Here is a 14,540-nt window from a genome sequence, read left to right on the forward strand (position 1 = left end):
CCAAACTTTAAACAAATTCAAAACAAAGGAGCTAAAATGTTTGGTGTCATAATAGGAACGATAACATTATTTATTGTCGGTTGGGCGATCGTAAAGGGCAAATACGCGCCGCTCGTGCTTTTTCTTTCGGGGATTTTTATGCTAGCTTGTTCGGTCGCTTTGGGGACGGGGCACTTTATGCCAAAGCAAGCCGTCGCGACAGGAAACGAATATCTAAATATCATCGAATACATCCGCTACATGTTTTCAAACAGGCTGGCAAATTTAGGCCTCATCATCATGTTTATGGTCGGTTTTGCCACGTATATGACGCATATCGGTGCAAACAGCGCCTTTGTCTCTATCGCTACGAAGCGTCTAACGAATATCAAAAATCCTTACTTTATGATATTTATCGCCTTTGCTATAGCAAAGCTCGTAAGTATGGTCATCACGAGCGCAGTTGGGCTTGGCGTGCTCTGCCTTGCGCTGCTTGGACCGGTGCTTATTTCCTTGGGGCTAAATAAACTTACCGTTGGCTCGATATGCTGCATGTCCGGAGCCGCGTCAATGGTGCTTATCGGCGCATCGACCGCCGCCGCGGCAAAGGCGTGCGAGCTTTCGCTTTTGGACTATGTTTTTACGTATAAAATTCCCGCCGCACTGCCGACTACGATCGTAATGGGCGTGGCTTTGGTGTTTTGGAACAGATACCTTGATAAAAAGGAGGGCTGGGTTTGCAGCGAACATGTGGGTGAGACGATAGAATTTGACGAAAAGACGCAAGCCCCGCAAGCCAGCGCGCCTAAAATTTACGCTATCTTGCCATTTTTGCCGATGATATTGGTCGTCGTTTTTTCTCAATACTGCATCAAGTCCATCAAGCTTGACATCTCGGCTATCATAATCCTTTCCGTCGTCATCGCGATGCTTTGCGAGGCGATCAGGCATAAATTTAGCTTTGAAACGATCGCCGAGGGGCTAAAAATATTTTTCCAAGCCATGGGTAGGAGCGTGAGCGGAGTGGTCGCGCTCATCATCGCAGCGGGCGTATTTGCGGAGGGCTTTAAGGCTCTTGGAATGCTCGATAGTATCGTGAGCTTGGCAAATTCTTTGGGCTTTGGTGGCTTTGGTATGTCGGTACTTTTTGTCGTCATCACCACGCTTATTACTATCATCTCGGGTTCAAACGGTGCGAGCTTTTACCCGCTCGTCGAGATGGTACCACACATCGCATCAAAGCTAAACGTAAGCTCCGTTATGCTAGTACTCCCGATGCATCAAGCCTCCACCATCGCCCGTCCACTCTCGCCCGTAGCCGGTGTCGTGGTCGCGATAGCCGGTATGCTAAAATGCAGCCCGCTAAGCCTCGTAAAACGTTGCAGCGTGCCGGCGATCCTTGGTCTTATCAGCCATCACATTTTTGTATTTTTGCTCGCTTTGTGAGGTGAGAGATGCTGCCTAGATGGACATTTGACGATGTTTATGGAGATCTTAACGATGAAAAATTTACAAGCTCGCTTCAAAATTTAGACGCGCTAGTCGGTGAAATTTACGGTGCAAATTTACCGCTAAATTTAACGGCGCAAAAATATCAACTCGCACTCGAAGAGGCAAATTCGCTGCTCGCGTTTTGTCGCTGCAAGTCAAGCGAAAATACAAAAGACGAGCGAGTGGGCGCGATAGAGGCTAAGATAGAGGCGAGCTTATCAAAACTTGAAGAGATAAAAGAAAATTTGTTTGAAAAATTTGACGGGCTTTTGGCGGATGACAAACTTTGGAGCGAGCCTGCGATCGCCGCGCTGAAATTTCTTTACGATGAGCGTAAAAACAGCTGGCAGATGAAGCTTTCAAAAAGCGAGCGTAAAATTTACGATGAGCTGGCACAGGCTAGCTTCACTCCGCTTTACGGCGTTTTTAGGCACTTAAATAACCTGATAAACATCGAAGCTACCGATCAAAACGGCGCGCGTAGCACTTATAGTCTCGCAAAATGTGGCGGCATTTTAAAGGGTTCGCCTGACGGGACGCTGCGAAAGAGCGTGTTTGAGGGCTTGCAAAGACACTACGACAAGCACGCGAGCCTATATGTCGATGTGATAAATTTGCTTCAAGGCTTTAGGCTTGATAAATTTAAACGTGCAGGCGTCGATCGTCTTACGCCAAGCTTTGAACAAAATAAAATAAGTGCGCAGGCTGTGGGCGCGATGTTTGAGGCGCTAAAACTTAGGCTAGAGAGCATAAGAGAGTGCGTAAATTTACGTGCAAAGTATTTTGAAAGCGGCAAAATTTACGCCTGCGACCTGCTCGCTCCTTCGCCTCACTCCTCAAATGCACAGATCCCTTACGAAAGCGCGATAGATACGATTTGCGAGGCTTTGGGCGAGGTGGGCGAGGAGATCCCGGGGTTTATACGCATGATGTTGCAAAAGGGCTGGATCGAAGCTGATACGCGAGAAAATAAAGCCGGCGGCGCGTTTTATACGAGATTTGATAAATTTAAGCAGCCGCGCGTATTTTCCACATATATGGGCACACAAGCGCATATGATCCAGCAAGCCCACGAGCTGGGGCACGCGTGGCACTACTGGATAATGCGTGATATGCCAAGCGTGCAAACTCACTTTCCTATGTCGCTAGCAGAGACGGCGAGTACGTTTAACGAAGCGGTTTTGAGAAACTATCTGCGAAAGAATAGCACGGATAAAAATTTACTCTTTGACATCTTGTGGCAAGAGCTAAAATCAGCCGCAAATTTTATGCTACATATCAGCGTGAGATACGAGTTTGAGACGGCTTTTTTGGCGGCGAGGCAGGAGCAAATTTTAACCGCTGCAAAGGTAAATGAGCTGATGCTTGAAGCGTGGCGCAAATGGTACGGAGATAGCGTGCAAGACACCGAGCTTTTCTTGCCGTATTTTAAGCTACATTTTTACAAAACCGATCAATACATCTACAACTATCCTTACACCGTGGGCTACCTACTATCGCAGTTTTTGCTGGGCGAGTTTAAGGCAATGGGGGCTAAATTTATCGGCGTGTATAAAGAATTTTTGCGCGATTGCGGGCGGATGAGCGTCGAAGCGCTGCTTAAAAAATACTTTGATAAAGACGTTACAAAGTGCGAATTTTGGCTACTTTGCATAGATAATGCACTTAGCTACGCACAGGAGTTTAAAAGACTGGAAACAGAGTTGAGCACTCAGTAAATTTTTATATCTTTTTGTCGATATAAAAAGAAATTCATTTAAAAGGATATTAAATGAACATCATCGGCACTTTAAATTTAGCTCGCGATACTTACGCTATCGATACGGATATCAAAAATTTACAGCTAAATGCGTCCGGTGCGCAAAAGATAGATCACTTGCTTTTGACTAAAAGAGAGGGCTTGCAAAAAGAGGCGCAAAGGCTGATTTCTGAATACATAAGCGCCGAGGCAGCCGGATATAAGCTCGGCACGAACGGCATAAACGAAAATTTGTATTTTAACTCCATAAACGCACAAGCTTTCATGGATAAAGACAAGTCCTTTTCGGGAGATGTAAAAAGCGATCTTTGGGCCGTGTCTGACAAAAAATATAAAAATTTAAACGATGATGGCGTTTTAAAAGCCTTAAAGAACGCTTACGGTGATGTGAAGCTGTTTTTAGACTTTTATGATGACGGGACGAATACCTTGGAGCTAAACGGTGCTAGTGCGTTATTTGGGCTTGATAGTAACAAGGACGGGACGCTCTCGTCAGAGGACGAGCTGTTTTACAAGATAAAGGTCAAGGGCTACGACAAAGACGGGAACGAGAAAATTTCAAGGCTTAGCGATCTGCTTAGCGGCATAGACCTCACGAAATTTATAAAAGACGAGATAATAAACTACGCGCAAAAAGAGACGGACGAATATAACGCCAAGATCGATGCGCTGCCAAAAAATAATGCGAAAAAATATCTACTCAAAAAGAAAAATATAGATTATCTCGACTACCGCCAAACACGCAATGCGTCAAACCCCTACACGCTCATAAAGGCCGAATATCGATACGAAAAGCTACAAAGCGACGAGGTGCAAAATTTCTTTCAAAAATATACCGGCGCGGACGGCTGGGTCGATCTAAGAGATAACAAAGTCTTTAACAAAACCAGTAAGCTAATAAATTTCGCCTATCTTAAAAAGAGCCTGGACGGCAACGCGCGCCTGGCGGAATTCAACCCGATCGTAAAGACGCATGAGGGCCTTAGCGAGGACTTCTCCTACACGAAGTATCAAAAGCAAAATTTTAAAAAGCTTTATGAGGATTACATGGCTGCCTCAAGCGAGCATTACGAGAGAGTCGATGAGCTGATCAAAAATTTAAAAGATGGCGGCGCGCCAGATGCCGATGTGCTGATAGCAAAGCTGCGAACGACCAAATCCTCGCGTATGGTAAGCATCGAAAACGAGTTTAAAGCTGCAACGGGAATGAACTTTAGCCAAAAGAATTTGCAAAGGGTGAAATTTGGCTTTGAAAATGACGAGAAGGCCACCGCATACGCGCTAAAAGATACCGACGCGGTCGTAGCGATGAAGCTTAGCAAGAGCGGGTTTATCACGCTTAGATTTGACAGCGGACGCGAGATCGTGGTGAACGAGCTTTACTCTGACACGGGCAGTCTAAATTCCCTCAGCAAAGACAAACGCATCAGCCCGAACCAAGAGATACAAACGATGAGCGAGGAGCAGATAAATTCGCTCGATTTTGACAAGATAGCGGTCAAAACTGATGAAGCCAAAAATGAGGTTAAAAGCCTAAGAGAGCTTGGTGCGAAGCTAGTCTCAAGGCTCACGGACAACAAATACGCGATCTATCTAAGTAACGGCGATATCATGGTGGCAAAGGAATTTTACAACATAACCTACATAGATAAATTTCTAAACGGCGATGAAAATTTTAAAGTGGACAGGAAGGATAGGTTTTATCCTAAAGTCGATAAGCTAGCCTAAAGGTAAAACAAAGCCTTTAAATTTCATGTTACGATTCTTCTCATAAATTGATAATAAATTTCATAACTAAGAAATAATTTAGCTAAGATAATTTATAATCACTATCAATAAAAATAAATTTAGTTTAGGAGTTTGATATGTCAGTTTTAGTAATCGGAGCAGATGAGATAACACCAATAAAAGCCGTTTTGCATGATTTGGGCGCAGAAAAGATCGAGCACTGGGACGCCAGAAACGAAAACCGCGTAAATCGCAAGCCTATCCCTCAAGATACCGAGTGTGTCGTGATGCTGACTAGTTTTTTAAATCACAACACGATGAAAACGATAAAAACTCAAGCCAAAAAACGCAACATCCCGATAGTCTGTGCAAAACGAAGCGTCAGCTGCGTATTTTGCGAATACTGCAAGGTCTTTGGACTGGATAAGGAATTTGGATGCAAAGCAGAATAATCGATGAAATTCGGGCATTCATCAGATATTGGCGAAATAACTCCAAGTATTTTTGCAGGGCTTGACAAGCTCTCGCAAGCCAGAATTTTCATCACGCTTTACAACGCTAGCGTCGAGCGGGAGCTTATGATCCCGCTTAGCTACGCGAAATTTTTAAACATCAAAGATATTTTTAACGCTCGTATAAACACGCTTTTAAAGCCTAAATTTTTAAACCCTAAATGTGCAAATAGCCTTTGTTTGGCCTCAAATGCTGTGATAGAGGCATATTTAAAAAATGAATTCAGCTCGCTGAAATTTATAGCAAAGCAGCCAAAACACGCGGCTGCAAAGATGATAAAAATGCTTTATGCAAAGGGAGAGTTTGAAATTTGTCTTGATGCAAACGATATGTTTTCTCAGTTTGTTTATGATAAAATAGCCGCCAAACATCACGACAAAGAGGTCGCTTTTGAAAACGGTATCATCTCGATCAGACAAGGCGGCAGAGAGCTTCTTAGCGTCATGCCAAGCTTTAAATACGTAAATCTTGATGATATGCGAAATCTTAGCGATGAGATAAATCGTGCTGTGGGCGTTTTAAATTCGAAAAATCACGAGAGAATTTATATCGTTTTCCCGCGAAATAAAGAATTTAAACATCATGTTGAGGTTAGGCATTGCGGCTGCATGCAAGGCTCTTTAAAGCTCGTGCCTTATACGATTAGCAATAAAATTTTTTAAAAAGGAAAGAGATGATAGGTATAATCTACGGAAGCAGTATGGGAAATACTGAAGAGGCGGCTCAATTTCTAGGTGAAAATTTAGGCCTTGAGAACGAAGTCTTAAACATCTGTGACGTCGATGCACAAAAGATAAACAGCTTTGATAAGCTGATATTTGGCACTTCTACTTGGGGTAGCGGCGACTTGCAAGACGACTGGGACGCATTTGATTTTAGCGCATTAAAGCTTAGCGGTAAAACGGCCGCATTTTTCGGTATGGGCGATAGCGAGAGCTACTCGGACGAATACTGCAACGGTATGGCTAAGCTTTATGACGCAGTAGTGGCGCAAGGTGCAAAACCGGTGGGCGAAGTGAGCACCGACGGATACACATTTGACGGCTCTGATGCCGTAAGAAACGGTAACTTTATAGGTCTTGCACTCGATGCGGATAATGAAAGCGACAAAACCGAAGGCAGGATCCTCGCTTGGATAGAGCAGATAAAGCCATTTTTTGCTTAAGACCCTAAACTAAAATTCTTTAAATTTGGCGCCCTGCTTATACGGGGCGTCCGCTTGCTTTTAAATTTTTTAAATTCTAGTCGCTTCGCCACTTTGACTTTTGTACTTTTGAAATAACTAGCTAAAATTTACTTGACAATCGCAGCTAAATTCCATTAAAATACTACAAATATATTTTCAGTATTATTTAAGGGGGTAGGAATGATTAAAAATATTTTTTTGGCGTTGGTGTTGCTTTTGTCTTTTGCAGAGGCTAAAAATACGCTGAATTTCGCTACATCAAAAAACGTAGGCCCGCTAAATCCGCACCTCTACTCGCCAAACGAGATGTGGGCGCAAGATATGCTTTACGAGAGCTTGGTCGAGTATAGCGAGGATGGCAAGATAGTGCCTAAGCTAGCCGCTAGCTGGAGGATCGCCGATGAGGGCAAAACATACGTTTTCACGCTACGAGAAGGGGTTAAATTTAGCGACGGAGTGAGCTTTGACGCAAAGGCCGTAAAGCTAAATTTTGACGCGATACTGGCAAATCGCGACCGACACAAATGGCTGGAGTTTGCAAATATCTTAAAAGACTGCGAGATAATAGACGATAAAACCATCGCTTTGCACCTGCAAAACGCTTATGAGCCGACGTTAAAAGAGCTCTCTTTGGTGCGTCCGTTTAGATTTATCTCGCCTTTAGCGATGAAGGATGCTAATAGTACAAAAGACGGCATTATCGCTCCCGTGGGCACTGGTGCGTGGAAGCTGGCTTCTACCAAGCTTGGCATAAACGATATTTTCGTAAAAAATGAAAACTACTGGGGCCAAAAGCCAAAATTTGACGAGATAGTCGCAAAGGTGATACCGGACCCAAATACCAAAGTCGTTGCGCTTCAAACTGGCGAGGTCGATCTCATCTACGGCAACGGGCAGATCTCTTTTGATATGATAAACGAGCTCAAAAAAAGCTACGAGGTCAAGGTCTCGGAGCCTATGAACACACTAGTTTTGGCGCTAAATTCTAATAAATCTCCGACAAACGATCTTGCCGTGAGAGAGGCGCTAAATTTAGCCGTAGATAAAAACGCGATCGCAAATTCCATATTTTTTGGCGTTCAAAAGAGCGCTGACGCCTTATTTTACAGCAAGTTGCCGTATTGCGACATAGAGCTTAAGCCGTATAAATTCGACAAAAAGGCCGCAAATGAAATTTTGCAAAAAGGCGGCTGGGAGATGGGCAAAGACGGCATAAGATACAAAGACGGCAAGGAGCTTAAGATCGAGCTGGTTTATATCGGTACTAACGCCACGTTTAAGAGCATCGGCGAAATTTTACAAGCCGAGCTGAAGCAAATCGGCGTAAATTTACAGCTAAATGCCGACGAATCCACGATATTTTATAAAAAGCAACGCAGCGGCGATTTTGGCATGATATTTAACTCCACTTGGGGCGTGCCCTACGATCCTGTGATGTTTCTAGCCTCGATGAGACTGCCTTCTCACGCGGACTATCAGGCTCAGCTTGGGCTAAAAGACAAAGCTTGGATAGATGAAAACATAAGCGAAATTTTAAAGACCTTCGATGAGAGCAAAAAAGGCTCGCTTATAAAAAACGTCCTTACAAGGCTTCATGACGAGGCCGTATATCTGCCTATCTCACATGAGAGCATGATCTGGATATCAAACGATAAAGTAGGCGGAGCAAGGACTAGTATCTTTCAAAATCACTATCCGTTCAACGAAATTTATCCTAAATGAAAAGCTATATCTTTAGACGGACCGCCTATATCGTGCCGATGCTCTTGGTGGTGTCGGTTTTTATATTTTTGATACTCCGTCTAAACGGCACTGACGCAGCGATGAGCTATCTAAACGCTTCTGGTATCTCGCCAAGTGATCAAGCTCTAGCCCACGCCAAAGAGGTGCTAGGGCTAGATAAACCGCTCTTACAGCAATACCTCTTATGGCTTAAAAAGGCGCTCACGCTTGACTTTGGGCGCTCGTATATCACGGGCTCGCAGGTGAGTGCGGATATGGCGTATTATCTGCCAAATACGCTAAAGCTGATCGGCTTTGCTTTGCTTCTTACGGTCGCGGTCTCTTTGCCGCTTGGAATTTTGTCCGCGCTTTATAAGGACAAATGGGTCGATCATATCGTGAGGTTCATATCGTTTTTGGGCGTGAGCACGCCGAATTTTTGGCTGGCGCTCATATTAATCAGCGTTTTTTCAGTGAAATTTAAAATTTTGCCTCCGTTTGGCACGGGAGGACTTAGCCATATCATCATGCCCGCCTTTGCGATCTCGTTCATGAGTATAGCCATAAATGCACGGCTCATACGCACAAATATGCTAGATCTTATGCATTCAAGGCATGTTTTATACGCAAATATGCGTGGCATCGCTAAATTTCAAGTCATCGTCCATTACGTTCTGAAAAACGCGCTCATACCTATCGTCACGGCTCTTGGCATGCACCTTGGCGAGCTCGTGGGCTCTGCGATGGTGATCGAAAACGTCTTTGCATACGCGGGCATAGGCAGATACACGGTCGCTGCTATCATAAACAACGACTATCCGGTCATCCAAAGCTTCATCCTTTTCATGGCGCTGGTGTTTATAGTAAGCAATCTCATAACCGACATAATCTACGCATACATCGACCCTCGCGTGAGGCTTGCGGTATGAGAGGGCTTGTTTTAAAGCTTGCTTTCGTAGTGGCGGCTTTGATGGTGATATTTTGCGTATTCGCGCCCGTCATCGCGCCTTATGATCCGGAGACGATCGATCTGTCGGCTAAATTTATGCCTGCTTGCAGCGAGCATATTTTAGGCACCGATCATCTTGGCAGGGATGTGTTTTCTAGGCTTCTTTACGGCTCTAGCGTCTCTCTTGGCTCGACGTTCGCTACGCTCGGGCTGATCCTTTTAATAGGCGTGCTAGTAGGTGCTGTCAGCGGCTTTGCGGGTGGCAGGGTAGATCAGGTGTTGATGAGGATCTGCGATGTGTTTTTTAGCGTTCCGACTATCATTTTGGCGCTGTTTTTGGTAGGCGTTTTAGGCACCGGGCTAATAAACGTCATCATCGCGATCGCCGTATCGCACTGGGCGTGGTATGCTAGGATGGTGCGATCCGTGGTGCTTTCTTTAAAAAATAAAGAATATATCCTCATAACGCGTATCAGCGGTGCGAGCGAGGCTGTAAATTTTAAAAAAAATATGCTACGCCCGATACTTTCGCAGTGCGTAATACTCGGCACGCTAGACATCGGACACATCATGCTTCATATCTCGGCTCTTAGCTTTCTTGGGCTTGGCGTGCGCGCACCAAAAGCCGAATGGGGCATAATGATAAGCGATGCGAAAGACTTTATATTCACACATTCAGAGCTCATGTTCTATCCCGGCATAGCGCTATTTTTATGCGTGGCGAGCTTTAACATCATAGGCGATCATCTTCGCGACAAGCTTGATGCGGGACGAAATTTAGAGGTTTGCGATGAATACGCTCGAGCTTAAAAATTTAAACATAACTAACGGCGAGCACGAGCTGGTAAAGGGCGTGAGCTTTAAGCTAGATCAGGGCGAAATCCTAGCCCTTGTAGGCAAGAGTGGCAGCGGAAAGACGCTAAGCGCGATGTCCGTGCTCGGCTTTTTACCTGCTACACTCAAGAAAACGAGCGGCGAAATTTTATATAACGGCACTAAGCTAAATAGCCGCGATATGCGCCTACGGCCTATCTCCATCATAATGCAAAACCCAAAAACAGCCTTCAATCCTATCCTCACTATCGGCACTCATGCGCTCCACTCGCTAAAAGCGGTCGGTAGGGCGGATCGAAATTTTAAAGAGCTCATAATAAGCACGCTTGCTGAGGTCGGGTTGGGCGCGCGAGTATATGATATGTATCCATTTGAGATGAGCGGGGGCATGCTCCAGCGCGCCATGATAGCGCTCGCACTGCTGGCCTCTCCTAAATTTATAATAGCCGACGAGCCTACGACCGATCTTGATCTGCTGACGCAAGATAAAATTTTAGAGCTTTTAAAGCGGCTAGTCAAAGAGCGAAACATCGGCATGTTGCTTGTCACGCATGATTTTGGCGTGGTGGCGAAAGTGGCCGACCGACTTGCCGTGATGAGCGAAGGGCGCATCGTAGAAAGCGGCGATACGAGGGAAATTTTTGAGCGTCCGACTCACCCTGCCAGTCGCGAGCTGGTGGGAGCCTTTGAGTACCTTATGAAATTTGCTCCTGCCTCAGACGGCGTCAAAGCAAACGTAAATTTAGACGCACCGACTGCTATCGAAATATCGGGTCTAAGTCACTCCTACGCCAGCTATACGCTCTTTGGCGGTAAAAAAGAGAGTGAAATTTTAAAAAACGTGAGCTTTAGCCTACGCAAAAACCGTGCGCTAGGGCTACTTGGCAGATCTGGATGCGGTAAAAGCACGTTAGCAAATATCATCATGGGGCTGATACGCCCCAGCTTTGGCGAAGTGAAAATTTTCGGCGAGAAACTGCGCGTCGATACGCTAGCAAGTAGGAGAGAGCTTTATAAAAACGTGCAAATCGTCTTTCAAGACCCGCTAAGCTCGGTAAATCCCGCCTCAAGCGTATTTGACGTGATAAAAGAGCCGCTTATGTATCTTGGCGAATTTAGCGCGCAAGAGATCAAGACGCGCGTACTTGAGATGCTTAGCTTCGTGCAGCTTGAGCCGAGATTTTTGCAGCGTAAAGCCACGAGCCTCAGCGGAGGACAGATCCAGCGCGTTTGTCTGGCTCGCGCCCTAGCCGTGAAGCCTAAAATTTTGATACTCGACGAGACGCTTTCAAACCTCGATCTGACGCTTAGGATACAAATTTTACAGCTACTTTTGGCGCTCAAAAACGAGCTGTCGTTTCTTTTTATCACGCATGACGTCGCGCTTGCGAGGATATTTTGTGACGAGATCATTTTGCTTGATGAGGGCAGGATCGCAGAAAAGATAAGCGCTGATGAGAAATTTAGCACCAAGCTTGGAAAAGAGCTGGAAAATGCGGCTTTGTTTTAATGGATTGTTGATTTTTTAAAATTTTAAGCACTCTAGCGTAGTCAAACCTTGCTAGCGAGCTTATTGCCGCCGATTTTTACAAAGCTTTGCTATGCTTGCAACTACAAGTAGAGCGTGCTACGCACTCGTAACGTTCTGCTTGCAGGGAAAACGCGAACAGCGTTTGAGTAGTGCAACGAAGCGTCTTGAAAAGGGAAGATACGAGCAGTATCTGAGTAGCAACGCGAAGCAGAAAAAATCGTGCTAAGGCTTAGCTTCACTTTATTCGCTACTCTCGCAAGCAGGGGAACGGCTACTCGCTCTGCACTTCTGCTAGCAGTCGTGAGTGCAACGAAACGAAAAATTAGGCAAGCCCGCAGGGGCTGAGTAGTTTTTTGCGAAGCAAAAAAAGATTTCCTTGAAACCCTGTTCGCGTCTGTCCTAGGTCGCTCCTGGAGCGAACAGGGTTTTTGCTTCACTTCGTTCGCAACTGCAAGGCAGAAGCGAAGCAAGTGCCAATGATTTATTATAGCAAAGCTTTTTATTTTATGTATTTCACGGCTTGCCCGCAAAGACAAGCCGTGAAATTTCAGTGAAGCTCGCTCCAGACTTTGCGCTTCCAAAGCCAAGCGAAAATTCCAAGTATGAAAAAGTAGATCATCACGTAAATTCCGAGGCTCTCGCGCTCATCTTTCTTGCTATCACCCACTTTTTGTATGTAGGATACGATCTGATCCTCGGCGGCTTTATCCAGACCCACGCGCGGCATAGAGGTGCCCGGTAGCATCTTTTGCGTGTCGTTGATGAATTTAGCCAGGTAGTTATCCGAGTTCTTAGAGCGGATCATCATCGAAAGATCGGGAGGATTAGAGCCCATGTAGGCGGCTAAATTTACCTTATTGCTAAGGGTGTATTTTTTGTCGTATTTCATATCGTGACATCTTTGGCATGCATCCTCAAAGAGTTTTTCGTCGCTTATGGCACCGTGTTGTTTCTCATGCTCTGCCGAAACAGACTTTAGATAGGCCACGATATCGGCTATCTCTTTGTTTATATCCTCTCCACCGGCTCCGAAAAATGCAGTCATAGGGAAAGGCTTTTCGTCGTTAAATTTATGAGCCAGTTTAAGCGCCATCGTAGGATTTTTTATGAGTGCGGCTAGGAATTTATCGTCGTAAATTTTACCCGCAGTGCTAAGATCAGGCGGCACTACGCCAAATGTCTGGCTAGCCGTTTCGTTATCCATAGGTGCAGGCATACCAGCGACCTCTACCCCGTGACAGCCGACACAGCCTCCGGCCGTAAATGTCTCGGCGCCTTTGATCGCGTCACCCTTACTTAGATCGATCGCGTTTATATCAGCCCAAAATGCGGTGTAATCATCTAAAATTTTCTGTGCGGTATCGACATCTTTTTGCGCGGCTTGCACGGAATTTTCATTGCCGCTTTTTTTAGCCTCGTCAAGCGCCTTTATCTTTTCCTCTAAAAAATGCTTAGCGTAGTCGGTGTCTTCTGCCGAGAAGTTGTACTCGGCGGCCGCAGTATGCGGATGAAGCTTACTATGAGCGTAAGGCTCGATACCCCAGTATAAAACTCCCGAAAGGATGACAACTATGGCAAAAATTTTAAGCTCTTTCATAATTATCCCCTTTTTCTTTCAAGTATAGTGATCGCAGGCAAGGCGACGATGAATAAAAACAAAAATAGTAGCGATGAGAAAAACCCTATCCAGTCGCTGATACCGCCGGTAGGTAGCTTGCCGTAGATAGAAAGCACGATGAGATCGATGACTAGCACCCAAAACCATACGAAAAATAGCGGGCGGCGATGAGCCGGCGCTACGACGTCGCTTCTGTCAAGCAATGGGATCAGCATGAACGCCACTCCTGCAAAAGCAAATGCCATCAGGCCGATGTTGTAGGCCGAAATCCCAAGTATGTCAAAGAAAAATCCACGTAAAATTTCGTATTGCCAGAGGAAATACCACTCAGGGTAGATGTGTGGCGGAGTTTTGAGCGCATTTGCAGGCTCGAAATTTATTGGATCCATCGCAAAGTTGAAGTGATAGCACACAAGGTATATGAAAAATATCATGAAAAACGATACATACATAAAGTCTTTAGCCAAAAAGCCCGGCCAAAACGGTATGACCTTGGCTTTGCTTCTATCTCCGTTTAGGTATTCGTTAGCTTCTAGCTCAAAGTCGATCTCCTCGCTGTCTAGGTTATTTACGTGCGGGACGCGAAGCGAGTAAAAGTGAATGACTAAAATTACGATCGTGACTAACGGTAGCAAGCACACGTGAAGCATGAAAAATCGTGTCAGTGTGGAGTCGCCTACCGCATAGTCTCCGCGTATCCACTCGACTAGCGCATCGCCGATGACAGGCACTCCGCCAAATAGTTGGGTGATTACAGTCGCCGCCCAGTAGCTCATCTGCCCCCATGGCAGCATATATCCGCTAAAAGCCTCTGCTGAAAAACAGATGAAAAGCACCATGCCGCTTATCCAGATGACCTCGCGGCCTCTCTTGTATGAGCCGTAGTAAAGTCCGGTAAGAAGGTGGATATACATTATGAGAAAGACGACCGATGCCGAGATGGCGTGTATATGTCGCCACAACCAGCCGTATTCGACCTCTTGCATTATGGTATAGTTCACACTGTCGAACGCTAAATTTACATCCGGTTTATAATACATCAAAAGCAAGAAGCCTGTAACGATAAGTAACAAAAAGAGCGTCGTTAGGATAACGCCCATCGCCCAAAGGAAATTTATGTTTTTTGGTATCCAGTACTCGCTAACGAGCACTTTCATAAGCTTGGTAAATGCCAGTCTTTGATCCAGCCAGTCGATGACGCCGCTTGATTTATGAATTTGTGCCATCTTT

The 14,540-nt window shown here is 45.3% G+C and carries 12 protein-coding genes; 10 read left to right on the forward strand and 2 right to left on the reverse strand.

Annotated elements, in window-relative coordinates:
* The first annotated feature begins 36 nt into the window (after positions 1-36).
* From dcuC to CCVT_RS01515, 10 genes are all read left to right on the forward strand, one after another.
* Positions 37-1,425, forward strand: coding sequence for a C4-dicarboxylate transporter DcuC (dcuC, locus tag CCVT_RS01470; protein WP_018137508.1), 1,389 nt, complete (start codon positions 37-39; stop codon positions 1,423-1,425).
* 8 nt (positions 1,426-1,433) lie between these two features.
* A complete protein-coding gene (locus CCVT_RS01475) occupies positions 1,434-3,188 on the forward strand; it encodes a M3 family metallopeptidase (protein WP_018137509.1) in 1,755 nt (584 codons plus the stop codon).
* Between the two features lie 53 nt (positions 3,189-3,241).
* A complete protein-coding gene (locus CCVT_RS01480; protein WP_018137510.1) occupies positions 3,242-4,957 on the forward strand; it encodes a cytochrome c in 1,716 nt (571 codons plus the stop codon).
* A gap of 137 nt (positions 4,958-5,094) precedes the next feature.
* On the forward strand, positions 5,095-5,409 hold the full coding sequence (locus tag CCVT_RS01485) for a DUF2325 domain-containing protein (protein ID WP_009650746.1): 315 nt from the start codon (positions 5,095-5,097) through the stop codon (positions 5,407-5,409).
* Positions 5,410-5,412: 3 nt separating this feature from the next.
* Entirely contained in the window at positions 5,413-6,132 is a 720-nt protein-coding gene (locus CCVT_RS01490) for a hypothetical protein (protein ID WP_018137511.1), read from the forward strand.
* A gap of 11 nt (positions 6,133-6,143) precedes the next feature.
* Positions 6,144-6,635, forward strand: a complete 492-nt coding sequence (gene fldA / locus CCVT_RS01495) for a flavodoxin FldA (RefSeq protein ID WP_018137512.1) — start codon at positions 6,144-6,146, stop codon at positions 6,633-6,635.
* A gap of 201 nt (positions 6,636-6,836) precedes the next feature.
* A complete protein-coding gene (gene nikA, locus CCVT_RS01500) occupies positions 6,837-8,378 on the forward strand; it encodes a nickel ABC transporter substrate-binding protein (protein ID WP_018137513.1) in 1,542 nt (513 codons plus the stop codon).
* Positions 8,375-9,307, forward strand: coding sequence for an ABC transporter permease subunit (locus CCVT_RS01505; protein WP_018137514.1), 933 nt, complete (start codon positions 8,375-8,377; stop codon positions 9,305-9,307). Before nikA ends, CCVT_RS01505 begins: the two co-directional genes overlap by 4 nt.
* A complete protein-coding gene (gene nikC, locus CCVT_RS01510; RefSeq protein ID WP_018137515.1) occupies positions 9,304-10,137 on the forward strand; it encodes a nickel ABC transporter permease subunit NikC in 834 nt (277 codons plus the stop codon). The genes CCVT_RS01505 and nikC overlap by 4 nt, the downstream gene beginning before the upstream one ends.
* Complete coding sequence (locus tag CCVT_RS01515) at positions 10,118-11,671, forward strand: ABC transporter ATP-binding protein (RefSeq protein ID WP_018137516.1); 1,554 nt, start codon at positions 10,118-10,120, stop codon at positions 11,669-11,671. Before nikC ends, CCVT_RS01515 begins: the two co-directional genes overlap by 20 nt.
* Before the next feature lie 568 nt (positions 11,672-12,239).
* Here CCVT_RS01515 and CCVT_RS01520 read toward each other — a convergent pair.
* Positions 12,240-13,289: a c-type cytochrome gene (locus CCVT_RS01520; protein ID WP_018137517.1), complete on the reverse strand. Its 1,050-nt coding sequence runs from the start codon at positions 13,287-13,289 to the stop codon at positions 12,240-12,242.
* A gap of 2 nt (positions 13,290-13,291) precedes the next feature.
* Positions 13,292-14,536 (reverse strand): cytochrome b, encoded by a 1,245-nt coding sequence (locus CCVT_RS01525; protein ID WP_018137518.1) that lies wholly within the window; start codon positions 14,534-14,536, stop codon positions 13,292-13,294.
* Positions 14,537-14,540 lie beyond the last annotated feature (4 nt).

Origin of the sequence: Campylobacter curvus (genome assembly GCF_013372125.1) — a bacterium.
GTDB lineage: Bacteria > Campylobacterota > Campylobacteria > Campylobacterales > Campylobacteraceae > Campylobacter_A > Campylobacter_A curvus.